Source organism: Haloglomus irregulare, assembly GCF_007421925.1.
Lineage (GTDB): Archaea > Halobacteriota > Halobacteria > Halobacteriales > Haloarculaceae > Haloglomus > Haloglomus irregulare.
In genome coordinates this window covers 73,815-92,884 of sequence record NZ_QMDX01000002.1, presented here as the reverse complement: position 1 = coordinate 92,884, position 19,070 = coordinate 73,815, and the positions used below count along the sequence as shown (strand labels likewise).

The 19,070-nt window shown below is 72.6% G+C and carries 21 protein-coding genes, 1 tRNA gene and 2 pseudogenes; 14 read left to right on the top strand and 10 right to left on the bottom strand.

Annotated elements, in window-relative coordinates; translation table 11 throughout:
• Positions 1 to 68: 68 nt before the first annotated feature.
• The 3 genes and pseudogenes from DP107_RS04240 (at position 69) to DP107_RS04230 (ending at position 1,766) form a co-directional block, all read left to right on the top strand.
• Positions 69 to 515, top strand: coding sequence for a hypothetical protein (locus DP107_RS04240; protein ID WP_144260908.1), 447 nt, complete (start codon positions 69 to 71; stop codon positions 513 to 515).
• A gap of 90 nt (positions 516 to 605) precedes the next feature.
• The gene (locus DP107_RS04235; RefSeq protein WP_144260907.1) at positions 606 to 1,328 is read left to right on the top strand and encodes a DsbA family protein; all 723 of its coding nucleotides are present in this window, start codon (positions 606 to 608) and stop codon (positions 1,326 to 1,328) included.
• A gap of 4 nt (positions 1,329 to 1,332) precedes the next feature.
• Positions 1,333 to 1,766, top strand: a pseudogene (locus tag DP107_RS04230) (disulfide bond formation protein B).
• A gap of 3 nt (positions 1,767 to 1,769) precedes the next feature.
• Here the strand turns inward: DP107_RS04230 and DP107_RS04225 are convergent.
• The gene (locus tag DP107_RS04225; RefSeq protein WP_144260906.1) at positions 1,770 to 2,624 is read right to left on the bottom strand and encodes an endonuclease III domain-containing protein; all 855 of its coding nucleotides are present in this window, start codon (positions 2,622 to 2,624) and stop codon (positions 1,770 to 1,772) included.
• Between the two features lie 115 nt (positions 2,625 to 2,739).
• Between DP107_RS04225 and DP107_RS04220 the strand changes: the two genes are divergently transcribed.
• On the top strand, positions 2,740 to 3,171 hold the full coding sequence (locus tag DP107_RS04220; protein WP_144260905.1) for a hypothetical protein: 432 nt from the start codon (positions 2,740 to 2,742) through the stop codon (positions 3,169 to 3,171).
• A 6-nt stretch (positions 3,172 to 3,177) separates the two neighbouring features.
• Here the strand turns inward: DP107_RS04220 and DP107_RS04215 are convergent, their stop codons facing one another.
• Positions 3,178 to 3,654 (bottom strand): DUF371 domain-containing protein, encoded by a 477-nt coding sequence (locus tag DP107_RS04215; RefSeq protein ID WP_144260904.1) that lies wholly within the window; start codon positions 3,652 to 3,654, stop codon positions 3,178 to 3,180.
• 340 nt (positions 3,655 to 3,994) lie between these two features.
• Between DP107_RS04215 and DP107_RS04210 the strand changes: the two genes are divergently transcribed.
• Together DP107_RS04210 and DP107_RS19815 are read left to right on the top strand one after the other, a co-directional pair.
• Complete coding sequence (locus tag DP107_RS04210; protein WP_144260903.1) at positions 3,995 to 4,885, top strand: coiled-coil protein; 891 nt, start codon at positions 3,995 to 3,997, stop codon at positions 4,883 to 4,885.
• A gap of 569 nt (positions 4,886 to 5,454) precedes the next feature.
• Positions 5,455 to 5,595: a hypothetical protein gene (locus tag DP107_RS19815; protein WP_185977165.1), complete on the top strand. Its 141-nt coding sequence runs from the start codon at positions 5,455 to 5,457 to the stop codon at positions 5,593 to 5,595.
• A 368-nt stretch (positions 5,596 to 5,963) separates the two neighbouring features.
• On the opposite strand, the gene DP107_RS04205 is transcribed toward DP107_RS19815, so the two are convergent.
• From DP107_RS04205 to cca, 8 genes and pseudogenes are all read right to left on the bottom strand, one after another.
• A complete protein-coding gene (locus DP107_RS04205) occupies positions 5,964 to 6,833 on the bottom strand; it encodes a universal stress protein (protein WP_144260902.1) in 870 nt (289 codons plus the stop codon).
• A gap of 89 nt (positions 6,834 to 6,922) precedes the next feature.
• A complete protein-coding gene (locus tag DP107_RS04200; protein ID WP_144260901.1) occupies positions 6,923 to 8,311 on the bottom strand; it encodes a hemolysin family protein in 1,389 nt (462 codons plus the stop codon).
• A gap of 319 nt (positions 8,312 to 8,630) precedes the next feature.
• Positions 8,631 to 8,804 (bottom strand): annotated as a pseudogene (locus tag DP107_RS21370) (DUF1330 domain-containing protein); the annotation flags it as partial.
• Positions 8,805 to 8,972: 168 nt separating this feature from the next.
• Positions 8,973 to 9,791: a nucleoside phosphorylase gene (locus tag DP107_RS04190; RefSeq protein WP_144260899.1), complete on the bottom strand. Its 819-nt coding sequence runs from the start codon at positions 9,789 to 9,791 to the stop codon at positions 8,973 to 8,975.
• A 48-nt stretch (positions 9,792 to 9,839) separates the two neighbouring features.
• Entirely contained in the window at positions 9,840 to 10,679 is an 840-nt protein-coding gene (locus DP107_RS04185; protein ID WP_144260898.1) for a ZIP family metal transporter, read from the bottom strand.
• Between the two features lie 106 nt (positions 10,680 to 10,785).
• Positions 10,786 to 11,337 (bottom strand): RNA 2',3'-cyclic phosphodiesterase, encoded by a 552-nt coding sequence (gene thpR / locus DP107_RS04180; protein WP_144260897.1) that lies wholly within the window; start codon positions 11,335 to 11,337, stop codon positions 10,786 to 10,788.
• Positions 11,338 to 11,341: 4 nt separating this feature from the next.
• Positions 11,342 to 12,295 (bottom strand): universal stress protein, encoded by a 954-nt coding sequence (locus DP107_RS04175; RefSeq protein WP_144260896.1) that lies wholly within the window; start codon positions 12,293 to 12,295, stop codon positions 11,342 to 11,344.
• 235 nt (positions 12,296 to 12,530) lie between these two features.
• Positions 12,531 to 13,940: a CCA tRNA nucleotidyltransferase gene (gene cca, locus DP107_RS04170; RefSeq protein ID WP_144260895.1), complete on the bottom strand. Its 1,410-nt coding sequence runs from the start codon at positions 13,938 to 13,940 to the stop codon at positions 12,531 to 12,533.
• Positions 13,941 to 14,063: 123 nt separating this feature from the next.
• Here cca and DP107_RS04165 point away from each other — a divergent pair.
• From DP107_RS04165 to DP107_RS04130, 8 genes are all read left to right on the top strand, one after another.
• Positions 14,064 to 14,136, top strand: a tRNA-Asn gene (locus tag DP107_RS04165).
• Positions 14,137 to 14,254: 118 nt separating this feature from the next.
• Positions 14,255 to 14,626: a hypothetical protein gene (locus DP107_RS04160; protein ID WP_144260894.1), complete on the top strand. Its 372-nt coding sequence runs from the start codon at positions 14,255 to 14,257 to the stop codon at positions 14,624 to 14,626.
• Between the two features lie 67 nt (positions 14,627 to 14,693).
• Positions 14,694 to 14,945, top strand: coding sequence for a hypothetical protein (locus DP107_RS04155; RefSeq protein WP_144260893.1), 252 nt, complete (start codon positions 14,694 to 14,696; stop codon positions 14,943 to 14,945).
• A 58-nt stretch (positions 14,946 to 15,003) separates the two neighbouring features.
• The gene (locus DP107_RS04150; RefSeq protein ID WP_144260892.1) at positions 15,004 to 15,408 is read left to right on the top strand and encodes a VOC family protein; all 405 of its coding nucleotides are present in this window, start codon (positions 15,004 to 15,006) and stop codon (positions 15,406 to 15,408) included.
• Positions 15,409 to 15,552: 144 nt separating this feature from the next.
• Positions 15,553 to 16,470, top strand: a complete 918-nt coding sequence (locus DP107_RS04145; protein ID WP_185977164.1) for a DUF4129 domain-containing protein — start codon at positions 15,553 to 15,555, stop codon at positions 16,468 to 16,470.
• Between the two features lie 22 nt (positions 16,471 to 16,492).
• The gene (locus DP107_RS04140) at positions 16,493 to 17,089 is read left to right on the top strand and encodes a DUF7269 family protein (protein ID WP_185977163.1); all 597 of its coding nucleotides are present in this window, start codon (positions 16,493 to 16,495) and stop codon (positions 17,087 to 17,089) included.
• Positions 17,082 to 18,467, top strand: a complete 1,386-nt coding sequence (locus DP107_RS04135) for a DUF58 domain-containing protein (RefSeq protein ID WP_238330772.1) — start codon at positions 17,082 to 17,084, stop codon at positions 18,465 to 18,467. The genes DP107_RS04140 and DP107_RS04135 overlap by 8 nt, the downstream gene beginning before the upstream one ends.
• Positions 18,464 to 19,009 carry a DUF7519 family protein gene (locus tag DP107_RS04130; RefSeq protein ID WP_144260889.1) on the top strand — a complete coding sequence of 182 codons (546 nt, stop codon included), beginning with the start codon at positions 18,464 to 18,466 and terminating at the stop codon, positions 19,007 to 19,009. Before DP107_RS04135 ends, DP107_RS04130 begins: the two co-directional genes overlap by 4 nt.
• Positions 19,010 to 19,070 lie beyond the last annotated feature (61 nt).

Here is a 19,070-nt window from a genome sequence, read left to right as displayed (position 1 = left end):
CGGGCCAGTGACCCCCGGCGCCCGCGGATTCCGCACGTTTTTCCGTGGCGCACCGGTATCAGGGTAGTATGACGGATGAATCCGACGAGAGCGCGAGCGAGGGCGGCGAGCAGGCCGAGGGCGAGGACGGCGGCGAGGAGAAGTCCTTCCGCGAGCGGGTCGAGGAGATCCGCCAGCAGCGCGCCGAGGAACACGAGGGCGAGGACGGCGAGGGCGCCAGCCCCGAGGAGCGCATGGAGGAGATGATGGGCGGCGGCCCGCCCGGGATGGGCGGTGGCGGCCCCGGCATGGGCGGCGGTGGCGGCGGCAACCCGTTCGCGCAGATGATGGGCGGCATGATGGGCGGCGGCGGCCCCGGCGGCGCGCTCGGCGGCTCCCCCGAGGGCGGCCCCGGCGGCCGCGGCGAGGGCGGCCAGGACAACGAGGAACTCGTCCGCGAGGTCCGGAAGGTCCGCGACGAACTCCACGACATCCGGCGCGAGGTCCAGCGGATCGCCGACGCGCTCGAGGACTGAACCGACCCAGCGACGGACGCCGCGGTCCCGGTTCCCCGTTTTCGACGGTCCGACCAGAAGCTTGAGGCCCGCCTTCCGGCAAGTTCGACCATGCAGACACGACGGGCCTTCCTCGCAGCCGCCGGTACGGCCGCGACGATTGGCCTCGCCGGCTGTACTGGACCGGGCGGCGGCGGCGATGGTGGCAGCGATAGTGACGGCGAGGGCACACCGAGCGGGCCGGTGGCGACCGCACCGGTTCCGGACGACCCGGGCGCGTACACGTACGCCCGGATGGACGCCGGCGTGTCGACGACGGTCACGTACGTCGGCAACTGGAAGTGCCCGCTCTGCGCGGAGTTCTCGAACGGTACCGACCGGGGACTCTCGCTCGGGGCGCTCGTCACCGACTACGTCACCCCCGGCGATATCGCGCTGGAGTACCGGGCGCTCTGCTACACGGGCGGCGGGGAGCCGTTCCTCGGTCCGGACGCGCCACGCGCGGGTCGTGCGGGGCTGGCGGTCTGGAACGTCGACCCGGCGAGCTACTGGCGGTTCCACGAGCACGTGATGGCGAACCAGCCGCCGGAGGACGAGGCGTGGGCCACACGGCCGCGACTGGTCGAGTTCGCCGGTGCGGCCGGCGTCGCCGACCCGGACGCGGTCGGGAGCGCCATCGCCGACGGCTCCCACGAGAGCGGGGTCCGCGCGAACACCGAGTTCGCCGCCAGCGCGGGCGTCAGGGGGACGCCGACCCTCGTCGTCGGTGACTCGGCCTACTCCCCGTTCGAGCCCGAACCGCTCCGGAGCGCGCTCGACAGCGTCAGCGGGTGATCCGATGGTGACGGAGACACGCCGGTTCGCCCGCGACGGGCCGCTCCCGGGCGTGCGGACACCGCTCGCGCTCGCGACGCTCGTCGCGGCCGTCGCCACCGCCGGCAGCCTCTGGGTCTCGCTCGGGCCGGGCCTGGTCCCGTGGGAACTCTGCTGGTACCAGCGGGTCCTGATGTACCCGCTCGGGCGGTCGGCGTGGCGACCGTCGAGGCGCGGCCGGGCGTCTGGCGGACCGCGCTCCCACTCGCCGTACCCGGGCCGGCCGTCGCCTGCGGGCTCGTGGAGGGTGGCTGTGGGGCGGTCCAGTGGCGTGCGCCGGTCGCCGGGCTCACCGTCCCGAACCTGTCGCTGGTCGCGTTCGCGCTGGTCGTCCTGCTGGTCGGCGCCGTCGCGGTCCGGGAGCGCGAGTGGCTCGGTCGACGCCGGGTCGAGGGCTGACACTCAGTCGGCCGTCGTGTCCGCCTCCGGAGCCTCGGCCGGGTCGACCACGTCGCCGGTCTCCGGATAGACGCCGACCTGGTCGCAGTGGTCGGCCAGCGGGCAGGCGTCGGGGTCGTCTGTGCACGCGGGCTTGCGCGCGCTGCAGAACTCGCGGCCGAACTGGATCATCGCCGTGTGGCCGAAGCCACACTTCTCCGCCGGCACGTCGCGCTCTAGGGCCGCCCGGACCGCCTCGTGGTCGGCGTCGGCCGGCGCGAGCCCCATCCGCCGGGCGATGCGATGGACGTGGGTGTCGACGGGGAAGACACCCCCCCGGCCGCCGGAGAACAGGAGCACGCAGTCGGCCGTCTTCGGCCCCACGCCCTTCATATCGAGCAGCACCTCGCGGACCGTCCCCGGGCTCTCCTCGGTGACGAACCGGTCGAACGCGTCGGCGCCACCGTACTCGTCGAGCACCCGTGCGGCCAGCCGGATGAGCGTCTCCGACTTCCGGTTGTACAGCCCGGCCGAGGCGATGGTCTCCGCGAGATCGTCCTGCGTGGCGGCCGCGACCGATGCCGCCAGGTCGTCCGCCCACTCCGGGCCGCCCGGTCCGTACCGTTCCATCAGCGCGTCGTGGGCCGGCTGCGAGGCCTTGTCGGAGGTATTCTGCGAAAGCACCGTCCGGACCAGGCACTCGAACGCCGCCTGCCCGCCGTAGGCCTTGCGCCAGTACCGCTCGCCGAGTCGGTCCACGACGGCCTCGGCGCGGGTCGCCGGGTCCGCCGCCGGTTCGAACCCTGACGGACCGCCGCCGGCCTCGCCACCGCTGATGTTCTCCGTCGGCTCCGGGTCCCCCTCTGGCTCCTCGCTCATACCGTGACCGTGGGACGGCGCCGACATAGTGGTGGGGTTCGCGACCGTCACGACGGCGAACGGGGGACTCCCGCAGCCGAAACCGTTGAATACCACGCGCCGCCACTGTGTGGTAATGAACCCGTTCCTCGCGCCGATGCGGCTGTTCGTCCGTTCGCTGAACCTGCTCCCCGGCGTCTCGGCGTCCGTCCGCACGGGCCACGTCGAGGTTGAGGACCGGCCCGATACCGGTGGCCGTCGGGTGCTGCTGGTCCGGCGGGGTCGGACTCCGACGGCCGCCCGGCGGGCCGTAGCCGCCGGCCACGAGACGTCGCCCGAGGGCTCGGCGACGGACCCGGCGTCGCGGCCGCTGGTCCGGTTCGACGTCGGCCCCGAGGGCGGGACGGCCACCCTGGTCGTCGACGACCCCGATGCGACGGTCCGGGTGGGGGCGAACGCGGTGACGGTCACCGCCGGGGGCGTCGAGCGTGCGTTCGACCTCCCCTTCGACCCGTCGGGGACCGAGCGACGCGTCTCCAACGGCGTGCTGACCGTCGATATCGAGTAGGACCCGTTACTCCCCCGCCAGCACCCGCAGCGTCAGCCGGAGCTCCGCGCCCGCGGCCAGCGCAGCCACGAGGTCGCGGTCGAGGTCCGCCGAGGCGGCCTCCGTGTCCACCATCACGGTCCGGTCGTCGACGTGGTCGCTGGTGCGTGCGACGACGCCGCGCTCGTCGTCGAACCGCAGGTCCGGGTGACCCCGGCCGCGGACGGTCGCCGTGTGGGCGGGGTCGTCCCAGTCGCCCGCGGGGTCGACCGCGATGACGGCCTCGATACGGGCGTCGGCGGCCCGGCAGCGAGCGACGAACGCCTCGTCGAAGTCCGCGGGCGCACGGTCGGCCTCGACGGCGAGGATGCAGTCCCCGGTCGGCGTGAGCCAGTCGTCGGTCGTCACCTCGAACGTGCTGGCGTGTTCGGCCGTGACGTGCTCGTGTCCGTGCGCGCGGACGACCTCGCGGGCCGCCGCATCGGTGTTGGCACCGTCGGTCATGCTCGAAACCGGATGGCGAGCACACTTCAGGCCGCCGCTCTCCCTGCCGACCGGAGCGGCTGCAGGCCCCGACATCCGACACCCGGTTTATCTATTGACGATGCCGTCGTGTGAACCGTTACCGCGCTTCTCCGCCCGTGAGAGTGGCTTTCACGACGCATGGGGCGGCGAAACTATTATATCTATCACTGCTGAACATAGAAATACCAGAACGCCTCCGGCGTTCGCCAGCATCGTCAGCCGACCAGAATGACAGGACCTTTGGATCCCTCGGTGGCTGCTACGTCCATAGAGACTGCTGTGGGACTCCGGAGCGGTAATGGATAGAGAGTTACCAACAATGGTAGAGAGCATCGACGAAAGCAAGAACGTAGAACTGACAGACGACAACCTCGAGGACGATTCTAAGGGGCAGCTCATCAAGAAGGCCGGCCAGCTCCGCGACCGGCGGAACGAGCTGAACCAGATGGCCTCCGAGCGCGCCTCCAAGCGCGACGAGCTCAACGCGAAGACCCGCGAGAAGGTCGACGAGGCCCAGGAACACCGCGAGAAGCGCGACGAGCTCAACGAGCAGGTTCAGGAGCACAAGGAGCAGCGCAACGAACTCAACGCGAAGGCCAACGAGCTGTTCGACAAGGTCGACGACATGAAGGAGGACCTCGAGCTCAACGAGGGGAAGTCGGCCGACGAGCTCAAGGAGGAGATCGAGGACCTCGAGTTCAAGCAGCAGACCGAGGTCCTCTCGACCGACGCCGAGCGCGAACTCATCGAGAAGATCGAGACCAAACGCGAGAAGCTCCAGGACCGCAAGGCCAAGCTCGACGACACGGGCGACCTCGAGGAGATCAAGCAGGAGGCCCAGGAGGTCCGCGCCGAGGCCAGCGAGCACCACCAGAAGGTGACCGAGCTCGCCGACGAGGCCCAGGAGCACCACAACCAGATGATCGAGGCCTACCGGGAGGCCGACGACATCCGTGACGAGGCCGACGAGTGGCACGACAAGTTCGTCGAGGCCCAGGAGGCCGCCGACCGCCACCACGAGGACTTCGTCCGCGTCCAGAAGCGACTCCGCGAGATGGACAAGGAGGAGGAGGAGGAGCGCAAGGACCAGCGCCAGGCCAAGAAGGAGCAGGCCCAGGAGGAGGCCGAAGAGATCTACCAGCGCTTCAAGGAGGGCGAGACCCTCGACACCGAGGACCTCATGAAGCTGCAGCGCGCCGGCAAGCTCTAGGGGAGCTTCTTTGCCGCTCGGGTGTCCTCGGCGCTCGCTTCGCTCGCGCCTGCGGGCACCACTCGGGGCAAAGAACGTTTGGAAAAAGCCGGTCCTCGCTTCGTTCGGACCGGTGAGACGCGCTCGCCTCGTCATCGGACCACCTCCGACTGCAGGCGGGACGGAGTCCCGCCCTGCTCGCGCGTATGCGGGCATCTCACTGCGAGCCTCGCGGGTCGGGACCTGTTGCGAGTGTCCCGGGGCGGGGTCCGTCCTGGCGTCACGAGTCGTCGCTCCTCCAGCCGCGCCACCGAGTGCTCCCCAGCCGCACGGTGTCGAACGGGTTCGCCGGCCGACCCAGGCAGGTGGCGGACCTACCGTCGTACAGGTGGTTCCGATGGCTGCCATGGTCGACCCGCGGCACGAACTCGAACTGTACCGGGGGCTGACGACTACCTCGTACTGGCGGATGTCGACGCCGCCCCGGAGGATATCGACGTACAGTGGGCGGACGGCCACCTCCACGTCGCCGTCGAACACCGTCACGGCGGTCGGATCCGGGTCACGAACCGCAGACCTTCCCTCGGGCCGTGGATACAGCGGCCATCACAGCCGACTACAACGAGGCCGACGGCGTGCTGGAGATCCGGCTCCTCGTCCTCGGGGAGGTCCCGAGGGCCACGACGCCGAGTCGAACCGCTCGCGTGAGTGATGGGCTCTCGGGCCCATAGAAGAGCTATGACTGCGTCCGGAGTAGCCGGCGTGACGCACCGGGGCAGCATCCCGCTCGTCGTCCGAGCGAGGTGAACGACCCGAGGCCGCGGTCGTCGTTCCATGACCTCCGACACCCGGCGACGGCCCCCGTGTGTGATTCCGTCGCGCTCTTCGGTGCTCGCGTCCGAAACGGCCGCCAGGGTGCTTATTCGTATATATCATCATCATATCGATAATTGTGGATCTGCCGTTCTCGGGGTCGGTCGTTGTGGACTTATACGCCCGATTCTGTCATGACTGGTGTAGGATACGACCTCTCCTCGCGTGAGTGCAGTGCGCGAGTGCCGTAGACGAACCCGGCGAGCATCGCCCGGAGTGGGGCACGTCAGTCCGGTTTCGCGACGGTCATGACGGGGACCGGTGCGGAGCGGACGGTCCTCTCGGTGACACTGCCGAGCAGGATGCGGTCCGTCCCCCGTCTCCCAGTCGTTCCCATCCCCACCGCGTCCACGTCGTGTGCCTCGATACAGTCGAGGATGGCCCCCGCCGGGCGGCCGTGTTCGACGTGTGGGACGATGTCCGTGACGCCCTCCGTTTCGGCGGTCGAGACGATGGCCTCGACCGCGTCGTTCGCGGCCCCCTCGTCGTCCGTCCCGGCCAGCGTCGACCGGACGTCCGGCCCCAGCGTGTCCTCGTCCACGACGGAGAGGACGTGGACGGTCGCGTCGAGTGCGACCGCGAACCGGAGGAGGTGGTCGGCAGCGTGTGTCGCGGCGTCGCTGCCGTCGGTCGGGACGAGGACGGTCTCGTAGGGGAACGCCAGCGTCTCGTCGGGCTGCATCCGGGCGGAGAGGACGGGCACCGAGGAGAGCCGGACGACCTTCTCGGAGACGCTCCCGATGAGGTACCGCGAGAGCCCCTCGCGCCCGTGGGTCGGCATCATGACCAGGTCCTGGTCGAACGCCTCGGCGTACTCGACGATGGTGGGGGCGGGGTTCCCCTGGACGACGTCGGTCCGGTGGGAGACGCCGAGCGTCTCCAGCGCCCTGGCCCCCTCGTCCACGATGTCCCGGCCCTCGCGTTCGAGGACGTCGACGGCGTCACCATCGACGACGGTGACGCTCTCGCGTGCCGTGTCCGCCACGTAGAGCAGCTGGATGGTCGCGTCGGCCCAGTGTGCGATCTCGGCGGCGTGGTGGAGCACCTCCGCGGCGCCATCGCTGCCGTCGAAGGGGAGGAGGATGGTATCGTACATCTTCCGATGCGCGCGGCTACGTCGCCCGGCCGTCTAATCCTTTCCGCCGGCCGTCAGTCGCTCACCGACGGCCGGTCGGCCACTGGCGGTCACTCGAACTCGTCCCCCTCGACCGCCGGACCCTCGTCGTCGGCTCGGTCGAGCTGCCGGTCGACGGTCACACGTATCCGCCGGATGCGGGTGTCCTCCACCTGTTCGGCCCGCAGCGTCACGTTCTCGTAGTCGAACGTCTCGCCCTGCTCGACGAGGCGCCCTGCGCGGTTGAAGATGAAGCCGGCGATGGTCTCGAACTCCTCGGCCTCGGGGAGGTCGATGTCGAGCGCCTCGTTGACCGCCTCGATGTTGACGTCGCCGCGGGCCAGCACCTCCGTGTCGTCGACGGACTCGATCGGGTGGTCCTCGCCACCGACCAGTATCTCCCCGACGATCTCCTCGAGGACGTCCTCCATCGTGATGAGGCCGCCGGTGGCGCCGAACTCGTCGACGACCATGACCATCTGGAGCCGGTTCTCCCGCATCTCCGTGAGGAGTTCGTCGACGTTCTTCGACTCGGGGACGTGGAGCGACGGCGTGACCACGTCCCGCACCAGCAGGTCGGTGCCGTCGTCGTAGTCGACCTCCGCCAGGTTCCGGATGTCGAACACGCCGACGATGTCGTCCAGCGACCCCTCATAGGCCGGCAGGCGGGCATGACCCGACTGGATACACCGCTCGACCGCCTCCCGGACAGTCGCGTCCGCGGAGACGGCCTCCATATCCAGCCGGGGGGTCATCACCTCCTTGGCACTGGCGTCGGTGAACCGGAGAGCACGCTGGAGCAGTTGTCGCTCCTCCTCGTCGAGTACGCCCTCGCGCTCGCCCGTCTTGATGATGTTCCGGATCTCGTCACGGGTGACGTACGTCGACTCGATGGACGGGTTCCCCCCGGTGAGCCGGTTCACGACGCCCGTCAGGTAGTAGAACAGCGTGATGAGCGGCCACAGTACCTTCTCGACGATCTTCAGCCCCCGGGCGACGCGCCGTGCGTGGGCCTCGGTGTTCTCGACGGCGTAGGATTTCGGCGCGCTCTCGCCGAAGATCAGCACCATCGAGGTGATGCCGAGCGAGGAGACGGCGACCGCCGTGCCGGCGTCAAGGTAGAAGCCGACGACTGTCGTCGAGACGGAGGACATCGTGATGTTGACCATGTTGTTGCCGACGAGGATCGTCACGAGCAGGCGGTGGGGGTCCTCCTTGAGCGATCTGACGGCCCGCGCGCCGCGCAGCCCCTGCTCGACCATCGCGTCGATCTGGTGGGCCGGCAGCGAGAACATCGCGATCTCCGAGGAGGAGAAGAACCCGGACCCCATGAGGAGGAACAGGATCAGGACGGCGCCGATAGCGGTGACCGTCGTCCGTCCCAGTTCGGCACCGACGACCGGGACCGTGTACTGCAGAGGACCGCCCGCAGCGGCTGCTGTGAGCAGGCATAAACACATGGTAGCTCCCACCACACGGACCGCCAAGTAACTCCTGATACCGGGTCCGGATCCCGTGAGCGACGGCCACGTGAGAGTCGCGGGCTCGCACCCTGTCGTGGCGTGGGCACGTGGCACGGCCGCTGGGGGCCCCACCACCGAGGTTCCGACCGGCCTCCGGTCGCTCCCGCGAACCCAGCCCAGCAGGGGCGAGAGCCCGTCGGTCCGGGAGGCCCTCCCGGCGAACTCTGGCGTGATGACGGCATAGGCGTGCTCGCAGGCGTCGGGTCGGCTTGCCCTCCGCGTATGCCGGCCCCTCGTACCGGGCCCGTGTGTCCTCGACCGACGGGAACGCCACCACGACGGTCATATCGTGGTCCCAGTCGCTCCCGGTGATCTCGGACGCCTCGTTCCGGACGGTCAGCTCCCCGCCGTGGTCCGCGAGCGTCCCGCCCGCCGTCGGCAGGCACTCGGTCAGGTACCGCTCCCAGTCCGTGGGCTGTTCGAGGAACATCGCGTATCACGTGCGCGACCCCTCGTTCTCCGTTGCCGTACCCGGCGAGACTGACGGGCTCTCGGCTTAACTGTCGTCTCCCGCCAGGGATGCCCGTTCCGACCGCTCCGACCGCTTTCGGGCCTTCCCGAACCATCCCCATGGGTCCCGACGGGGGCCCTCCGATACTCATCCGTCCAGCGACAGCCCGGCGTGCCAGTGGTCGACGCCCGCCTCCCGCTTGACCCGGTCCATCCCGTCGAGGACGACCGCAGCCTCGCTGGCGACCTCGGCGGCTTTCCCCTCCCCCTCGGTGCGGAACTCCCCGGTGGCCCGGTTGGCGAACACCGTGCAGACCGCGCCGGCGCGCAGCCCGTAGATGGAGGCGAGCGTCAGCAGCGCGGCGGCCTCCATCTCGTAGTTGAGCACGCCCGCCTCGCGGAGTTCGTCCATCCGGGCCTCGGCGCCGGCGGCCCGGAAGCCGCCGTGGCCGTCGCGGGCCTGCCCGGCGTAGAACGAGTCCGTCGAGCAGGTGACGCCGAGGTGGTAGTCGTGGCCGAGCCGCTCGCAGGCGGTGACCAGGGCGGTGACCACCTCGTCGTCGGCGCTGGCGGGGTAGTCGGGCCGGACGTACTCGTCGCTGGTCCCCTCCTGGCGGACCGCGGCGGTGGTGATGACCACGTCACCGATGCCCGCCTCCGGCTGGATGGCCCCGCAGGAGCCCACGCGGATGAGCGTCTCGGCGCCGACGCTGGCCAGCTCCTCGGCGGCGATGGCGGCCGACGGGGAGCCGATGCCCGTCGACGTGCACGCGAGCGGCGTGCCGTCCCGCCGCCCACGCATCGTGCGGTACTCGCGGTGCTGCGCGACGGACTCGGCCTCGTCCCACTGCTCGGCGACGACCGGGACGCGCTCGGGGTCGCCCGGGAGGAGGACCGGCCCCGTGATGTCGCCCGGCGCCAGTTCGATGTGATACTGGACCTCGTCGGTCGGGTCCTCACTGTCCATGTCCCCGGTCCGCGGGGCTGGCACTTGAGGGTGCGCGTCGGACGCGGCTCAGACGAACGCGAGCGGGGTCATCGCGAGCACGCCGACCAGGACGCCGACGACGAGTTCACGGTAGCCCCGGCCGGGGAGGTCCGCGCCCTCGGCCAGCGCCTCGGGGATGAACTCCGTCAGGACGAGGTAGATCATCGCGCCGGCGGCGAAGCCGAAGCCGACGGGGAGGAACGCCCGGGCCAGCCGCACGAAGTAGAACGCCAGCACGGCGCCAATCGGCTGCGGGAGCGAGGAGAACACGGCCCACCCGACCATCCGTCGAGGCGGGACGCCCATCGCGCGCAGCGGGATGGAGACCGCGACCCCCTCGGGGACGTTGTGGATGGAGATGGCGACGGTCATGAACACGGCCAGCAGCGGGACGGTGAACCCGAGGGCCGCGACCCCTTCGATATCCAGGTCGGCGAAGGCGACGCCGACGGCGACCCCCTCCGGGAACGAGTGGACCGTCAGTACCCCGAGGATGAGCACCAGTCGGCGGACGTCAGCCGCCTCGTACTGTCGCGGGTCCACCTCGGTCCCCGCGACGACCTCGTGGGCCGCGACGACGAGGACGACACCGGCCAGCAGGCCCAGCGCGACGGCCGCCTCGCCGGCGAAACGGTCCAGCGGCAGTAGATGCGGCTCCCGCCGGGCCTCGGCCAGCCCCTCGCGGACGAGGCCGAACCCCGACGCGGCGAGCATGATGCCCGAGGCCAGTCCCCAGAGGGCGACGGTGAGCCGGTCGCTCATCTCCTCGAGGACGAAGAAGGGGAGCGCGCCGATACCCGTGGCGAGGGCGGTGACCAGCCCCGCCAGAGAGACGAGCAGCAGCGCGGCCGCCGTGACCTCGGCCATGCTCGGCGCTTGGCCGCCCGCCCCGATAACTATCACGGAACTGATGTTTTGGGCCCGCCTAAACGCCGACTCGCGGGGCGGGTGCGGCGTGGGGTCCAGACGGGCCTCAGAGCGGGAACCGGGCGACCGTCCCGTACTCGGGCCCCGTGTCGGTCAGGGTGCTCTCGGTGAGCCGAATCTCGTCGATGTCGATGCCACCCACGTCGGGCTCGCGCTCGCGGACCACCTCCTGGACGTGTGTCTTCGGCCGGGCGTCGCGCATCCGCGCGACGGTCGCGTGCGGGGTGAAGGCGTGGTCCTCGGGGTCGAACCCGAGGTCCGTCGTCCGGGCCTCGACCGACTCGTGGAGCGCCGTCAGTTCCGCCTGCCCCCGGCGGACCCCGAGCCAGACGACGCTGATGTCGTCGAGCGAGGGGAAGACGCCGTAGCCGCCGATCTCCGCGGTGAACGGGCCGACGCCGGCGTCGTCGACGGCGGCGGCGAGCGCCGACCGCACGTCGTCGAGTCGCGCCGGGTCCGTCTCGCCGAGGAACTGCAGCGTCACGTGCACCCCCTCCGGGTCCGTCGGGTCGAGGCCGGGCCGGTCGCGGAACGGCGCCTGTACCGCCCGGACGGCGGCGGCGAGCGGGTCGAGGTCGGCGCTGACGAACAGGCGCATGCGTCTACGGGAGTCCGCCCTCGTCGACCCCGTCGCGGTCGGCCGGGGGGACCGCACAGACCGGCATCTCGGCGCGCCGGACGAGCCGTTCGACGGTACTCCCCAGCAGCACTCGCCCCAGTCCGGTACGCCCATGCGTCCCCATCACGACGACGTCCGCCCCGTTCTCGCGGGCGTACGTGCGGATACGGCTCTCGGGGAACCCCTGGCGGACCGCCGTGACGACCGGGACGCCCGCGTCGTCGGCCCGCTCGGCGACGGCGTCGACGGCGGCCTCCCCCTGCTCGGTCAGCGCCTCGACGGCCGTTCCCGACGGCACGGGGTCCCGCTGTCCGCCGGCGGCCGCCACGTCGACGACGTTGAGCGCGTGGAGTTCCCCGTCTATGGCGTCCGCGATGGCGACCGCGTGGTCGACGGCCCGCTCGGCGGTCCCGCTCCCGTCCGTCGGGAGCAGGACCCGCTCGCATGTGGGGAACTCGCCCGCCGCGCCGACCGTCGGCTCCGCCCCCTCCGCGCGCGCCTCGCCGTCCGGGCAGCGGACCGTGAACACCGGGACCGTCGCGGTCCTGAGGACCCGCTCGGTGACGCTACCGGCGACGAACCTGGTGATCCCACGCCGACCGTGCGTCCCCATGACGATGGCGTCGGGGGCCGCCTCGGCCACGTAGTCGGCGATGGCGTCGGCCGGGTCGCCATCGACGACGGCCGTCTCGACGGGGTCATTGGCCGCCGCGAGCGTGGCGGTCCGCTCTACCGCGGTCCCGGTCTCCGCCCGGACCCGCTCGAGGAACGCCTCGTCCACCCCGCCGGCATCGAAGAGCCCGGCCGCCCGGTCGATGTCGGCCACGCCGAGGACGTGGATGGTGGCGTCGAACGCCCGCGAGAGCGCCAGCGCGTGCTCGGCCGCCGTCATCGCGTGCGTGCTCCCGTCCGTCGGGAGCAGGATGCGGTCGTACATGACGGGAGCTTGACCACCCGCCCTCTTCAATGTGGAGCCGAATCCGTCCCTCTCGGGGGGCTCGGCTCCCGACCCGTGAGTGCCGGCGCGCGAGGAACGCAGCAGGTCCCACCGGGTGAGAGCGCGAGGGCTTCGGAACCCCGACGACTCGGTTCTCCATCGGAGCGACCGCGTAACACCACGATTACCGGTTTGTGGCCCGGACAACGGTAGAACGTCGAGCATACCGGAGTTATCACGGCTCGGGGTCGAAGTACGTCGCCAGCTCCCGGCCGAACGGGTCGGCCAGTTCGCCCACCGCCGTCCCGGCCAGCACGTCGTAGCCGGCCTCCAGGGACGCCTTCACCTGCGGTCCGAGCGAGCAGTCGAGCAGCGCCGTCTCGGCGACCGCCTCGGGCGTCCGGGTCTCGCGGGGGCGCTCGACGACGTACCGGTCGCCGTCGAGGAAGGGGCCGTAGACGGCGTCGTCCGCGGCGTACTTGCCGTAGAACCCCTCGGCGTGCTCCCGGACGCCGGCCGGCGGGCCCTCGTGGCGCTCGACGGCCGGCAGCTCCGCGACCGCGCACTCGACGAGCAGCGCCGCCATCGGGTCGTCGGTCGCGTCGGCCGCCTGGGCGAACCGGTCCGCTCTGAGCGGCCGGAAGCCGCGACGGTCGAGTTCGTCGCGCAGCCCCGCCAGCGAGCGGTCGAGTTGCGGGTAGAGCTGGTCCTCGACCACGTCCGGCGCCCGGAACCGGACCGCGACGGGGTGCGTGCCGCGGTCGTCGATGGCCGCCCGGGCGGCGGCGGCGTCGAGCGGGTCCGGGTCCCGGGGCTCGAAGACGGCCTCGCTGGGGTCGGCCAGCAGGTCGCGGGCGTAGTGCACGAGCCGGGCCACCGCCTCGGCGCCGCAGACCGCCGCCACGTTGCGCTCGGGGTCCGTCGGATCGATGACCACGAGCGGGGCGTCGAACGACGCCCGTCCGTGGCCCTCGGGGTCGAGTTCGACCGGTGGCCGCCAGTCGTCGGCCGCGGCCGCGACGAGGCCGCGGAAGCCGCCGTACTCCAGCACGAGCAGTTCCGTCAGGTAGCCCGAGAACCCCTGCGTCCGGAGGTCCGAGCCGTAGGCGCCGATCCCCTTCAGAAACGCCTTCGCGACGACCACCTCGGCCGCCAGGGCCTCGTCCAGCCGCGTCTCGAGATAGCGCGTGTGGAACGGCGTCCGGTCGACGGCCGACCGGATGGCCGTCGCGTCGTCCAGCCGGTAGCACGGCACCAGGTCCACGTCGAACCCGTCGACGACGCCCTTCACGTAGGGGTGTTCGGCGTACTCCTCGTGGCCATCCGGCAGGACGGCGTGGCCCACGTCGAGCCCGTACCGCTCCAGCGCCTCGCGGTCGAGGTCGGGCGGGAACCGAACGAAGACGTCGAGGTCGCGGTCGCCGGAGAGCCACGTCCCGCGGGCCGTCGACCCGACCCGGAGGACGTCCGCCTCGACGGGCAGGTCCGCGACCGCGTCCTCGGCGCGCTCGACGACCGTCGCCGCCACCCGCTCCATGTCGGCGCGCTCGTCCGCGTCGGGCACCACCCGCTCGCGGACCCGGGCCACCACCCGGTCGAACGCGTCCTCGGCAGCGCCGGCCTCCGCGTCCGCGTCATCGCTCATGTCCCCGGATTGTTCCGGTCCGGTCGAAAGCGTGGCGGTCCGACGGGCCGTCGTGGCGCCGGGTCACACGGTGCGGGAGAAGCGAAAGCGGTTTCTACCGGACCAATCTATCACCGACTGCGTGCCGCCTTAGCTCAGTTGGTAGAGCACCTCGCTGTTAACGAGGTGGTCCCAGGTTCGAGCCCTGGAGGTGGCGTCCTTCCCCGTCGCTTCCCCGCCAGCCGGCGGTCTGCCACGTCGGCCCTGCCCACCGCATCCAGCCCGTCAGCCCCCGACGCGAACGTTGATGTGCTCGTGTGTCGTACTGGCGTGTAATGGACGGGCGCGGGCAGGAGGGTGGCGTCAGATATGGGACGCGCATCGAGGGCGACCAGGTGTACGTCCAGACCGAGGACGGGCCGCTGGTCGTCGGCTCGGTCGCGACGGCCATCGACGCCGTCGGCGGTCCCGCCTGGACCATCGACTACTCCGACTGGGAGCGCCAGCGCTATCCGGAGCTCGACACGGCCGACGAGGGGCTGGTCGTCGACGTCCGGGACATGCTGGCGGCGATGGAGCACGACGCCGACTTCGTCGAGTCGCTGCGCGCCCTCCCCGCGAGCCCCCGCGACGGGGACGACCTCTCCCCGCGGATGGGGCTGTTCGTCGGGAAGCTCCTGGAGAACCTCCAGTCCGGCGTGGCCTGAGCCGGTCGGTCAAACCGGTGTTTGTGTCTCCGTCCGGTTGATAGGGCCGCCGGGCTCAGGAACGGGTATGCCCGATCCCCTCGCCCCCTTCGCCCTCCCCCTCCGTACCGGGCTGGAACGGTCCGTCGCCGGCGTCGTCGCCGCCCTCCGGACGGTCGCCTTCTGGCTCGCGGTCGCCCTCCCGGCCGCGTACCCGGTCGCGCTGTCCGTCCGGGTGGAGGCGCTCCCGGCCCTGCTGGCGGGCCACGCCGTGGCCGTCGCGCTGGGCCACCGCCACCAGCCCGGCGATAGCCCGCTCTCGCCCGATCGCTCGGACTGAGCGTGCGGTCGGCGCGAGTGGACGGAACGGCTATGTCCGGGCCGGCTGGAACGCCGGCATGGTCACGCCGGAGTCGTTCTTCCACGTCGCCATCAAGACGACCGACATGGACCGTGACGTCGCCTTCTACCGGGACCGTCTCGACGGCGAGGTCATCGACCGCGCCGAGGGGACCGGTGACCGGGCCGACGACCTCACCTACGCGGCGCTGTCGGTCGCGGACAAGCGCGTCTACCTGTTCGGGACGGCCCCCTACGAGGCCGCCGGGCTGACCGACGGGCTCCCTCCCGGGTTCCTCCACTTCGGCTACGTCGTCGCCGACGTGGACGCGGCCGCGGCCGACCTCGCCGCCGACGGCATCCCGTTCGTCATGGAGCCGACCGACTTCGGACCCCTCCGGGTCGCCTTCTTCCGCTCGCCCGGGGGCGTCCGCATCGAGCTGATAGAGACGAGCGGCGGCTGAACCCCGGAGTGACGCGTCGGTCGCGGGGGTGGCGGCCGGGAGCGCCTCGCGCACGGACTGCACACGGCGGCACGGGTGGATATGTCGCGGCCGCGGGCACGGCCGTGCCGAACGTCCAAGGGCCGCGGCCGATTACCCGGGGCCGTGAACCGCGAGCAGGTCGTGAGTGGGCTCCTGGCGCTCCTGGCGGTACTGGCCCTGGGTGGCGTCGCTGCGACGCTCGACGCGACCGGCGCCAGCGGGACCGGCACGGGATCGGGCGACGACGCCGGCGTCGGCTCGGGACCCACGTTCAGCCTCGGCGGCGGCTTCGAGCCCGTCGACGCCACGGCGCCGTCGCTCCCGGAGTGGCTCGGCCCACTGCTGGCCGGACTGCTGCTCGTCGTCACGGTCTACGGCATGTACGAGCTCTACCGGGAGCACGGCCTCCGTCGTATCGCGGGCGCGGTGGTCATCGGCCTCGTCGCCGCCGTCGGGCTCTACCTGCTGCTACGACTGCTGCGGCCGGGGGCGTCCGGGGTCGGCTTGGGGACACGAGAGGGCGAGCCGTCGCTCCCCGGGGGCCAGAGCGGGGGCGCCGTGACTGACGCAGCGACCCAGACCGTCGACCCGCCGACGGCGCTGCTGGTCGCGCTGGGGCTCGTCCTGCTGGGTGCGGTGGCGGTCATCGTCCGGGCGACCGGCGACCAGCGGACCACGCTCGCGACGTCGACGCCGTCGGAGGCCCCCGAGACGGCCGAACGGGCCGCCGTCGCCGCGGCCGCGGGCCGGGCGGCCGAGGCGATCGAGGCCGGCGACGACCTCGACAACGCCGTCTACCGGGCGTGGCGGGAGATGGTCGCCGACCTCCCGGTGGCGAACCCGGAGGCGAGCACGCCCGCCGACTTCGCCGACGCGGCGGTCGAGGCCGGGATGGACGCCGACGACGTGGCCGAGGTGACGGCCCTGTTCGAGGCCGTCCGGTACGGCGACCGACCGGTGACAGAGACACGCGCCGAGCGCGCGACCGACGCGCTCCGGCGGCTCGAACGAACCGACGTCGAGGAGGACCCGAGCCCGTGACCGGGTGCCGGGGGCGGGACGGATGAGGGTGAGGTCGCTGCTCGGGGCGGCCGGCGCGGCCGCCGTCATCGCCGGCGTCGCTGTCGTCCTCGACCCGTCACTGGCGAGCGCGTTCGGCCCCACGCCGGACCGGCTGCTGGTGGTCGCGCTCGCCGCGCTGGCACTGCTGCAGGGGCTGGCGGCCGCCGCGAGCCGCATCGGCGGCGACGGTCGGGCGGCCGACCTCCCGGCCGTCGAGCAGCGGTTCCGGGCGACCGTCCCGGGCGACGCGTTCGAGGACCGGCTGGCGGCCCTGCCCGAGCACAGCGTGAGCCGCCGGGACGAGGAGCGGGCTGCGATCCGCGAGCGGCTGGAGGGGCTCGCGGTGTCGGTCCTCGTCGACCGGGGGCTCGACGAGGCGGCCGCGCGGCGCCATCTCGAGGCGGGGACCTGGACGACCGACGACGCGGCGGCGATCTTCTTCATGCCGGCGGCGGACCGCGGGCTGTCGCTCGAACGGCGGGTGCGGGACGCCCTCGGCCCCGACGTGGCGTTCGTCCGGCGGGCCCGGCGGACGGTGGCTGCCATCACGGCCCACGCCGAGGGCGAGGTACCGCCGCCGGGTGACGCGGGTGAGTAGTCCGGTTCCGGACCCGCAGCTGGGCGACCCGGGCGCGGCCGACCGGCGGGCGACGCCGGGCGAACCCATCGACCGCGTCACCGAGCGCTGGCGCGGCGTGACGGCGTTCGCGCTGCTCGCAGCCGCGCTCGGCGTGCTGCTCTCGCGGCCGGCGCTCGTCCTGGCGGGCGCGGCGGGGGTCCTGCTCGGGGGGGCGGCGCGCGCCGCCGGGCCGCCCGCCGGCGCGGTCGCCGTCGAACGGACGGTGGCGAGCGAGCGGGCCGACCCCGGCGAACAGGTTCGGGTGACCGTGACCGTCGAGAACGTCGGCGACTCGCTCCTGCCCGACGTGCGGGTCGTCGATGGCGTCCCGGGGGGACTGACCGTCGCCGAGGGCACCCCGCGCCACGCGACCGCGCTGCGGCCGGGCAAGCGCGCGACCTTCTCCTACGCCGTCCGGGCGAGCCGCGGCCGGCACGCGTTCGGGCCGGCGACGGTCCTGCTGCGCGGGTTCACCGGCACCGTCGAGCGGGAGCGCTCGGTGCCCGCGGCGCCGCCGGACGGCGCGGCGACCGACGGCGGCGAATCGACCGTGAACACGGATGCCCTCGCCTGCACGCCCGAGCTGGGTGCCGGGGCGCGGGTACCGCTCCCGCCACAGACGACCGGCCTCGCCGGCCGCGTCACGACCGATATCGGCGGGTCGGGGACGGAGTTCCACGCCGTCCGGGAGTACCGCCGGGGGGACCCACTCGCCCGCGTCGACTGGGCCCGGTTCGCCCGCACCGGGGAGTTCGCCACCCGACAGTTCCGCGAGGAGCGGGCCGCCACGGTGGTCGTGGTACTCGACACCCGCGAGACGAGCTACACGGCCCCCGGAGCCGACGCGCCGACGGCGCTCGAGCGGAGCGTGGCGGCGGCGGGGACGACGCTCGTCTCCCTGCTGGACGCGGGCGACCGCGCGGGCCTCGCGGCCTGGGGGCCGACGGCCTGCTGGCTGGCCCCCGGCCTCGGGGCGGCACATCGGGCGCGAGCCCGGGAGCTGCTGGGCACACACGCGGCGTTCCGGCCGACGCCACCGGAGCGACGGTTCCTGCCGACTATCGCTCGCCGGCGAGTCGAGCGACGGCTCCCGGCGGACGCGCAGGTGTTCCTGTGCTCGCCGCTGACCGACGACCGGCCGGTCGGGTTCGGTCGCCGGCTGGCCGCGAAGGGCCACCGCGTCACCGTGCTGAGCCCCGACCCGACGGGCGAGGGGTCGACCGGGCGGCGTCTGGCCGCGGTCGAGCGCGACCGACGGCTGTCGACGCTCCGCGAGGCCGGCCTGCGAGTCGTCGACTGGGGTACGGAACCACTCGCGACCGCCATCGCCCGGACCGAGCGACGGTGGTCGCGATGAGCGACGCCGGCAGCGCCGGGAGCGGGGCGCCGCCGACGCGCGAACCGGCGACGGACCGCTTCGACCCGCGACCCGGGCGCGCGGCACTGCCCGCGGTCCTGCTCCCCGCCGTCGTCGCTGCCCTGGCGCTCCTGGCGAGCGGCGTCGCCGGCCTCCTCGGCGCCGTCGGGCTCGGACTGCTCGCCGTCGGGACGCGGGCGGGTCGTCGCGACGCCGTCGGCGCCGGGGCCGTGGCCCTGCTCGCCGGGACGCTGGTCGCGGGGGCAACGGGGGCCGACCCCGCCCTGCTCCTCGTCGCCGGCGGCGCGGGGCTGGTGGCGTGGGATACCGCCGACCACGCGGTCGGCCTGGCCGAGCAGGTGGGGCGGCGGGCGGCCATCGGCCGGTCGGTCGGCGTCCACGCCGCCGGCAGCGGGCTGCTGGCCGCGACCGGCGTCGCCGTCGCCTACGCCGCCTTCCGGTCGACCGGCGGCGGCACGCCGCTTGCGCTCGTGCTCCTGCTCGGTGGTGGCATCGCGCTGCTGCGCGTCCTCCGTCGCTGAGTCGGGGGCGGACGGCAGCGGACCAGCCCGCGGGCCGCGGGTTCAAGACCGAGCGGGCACA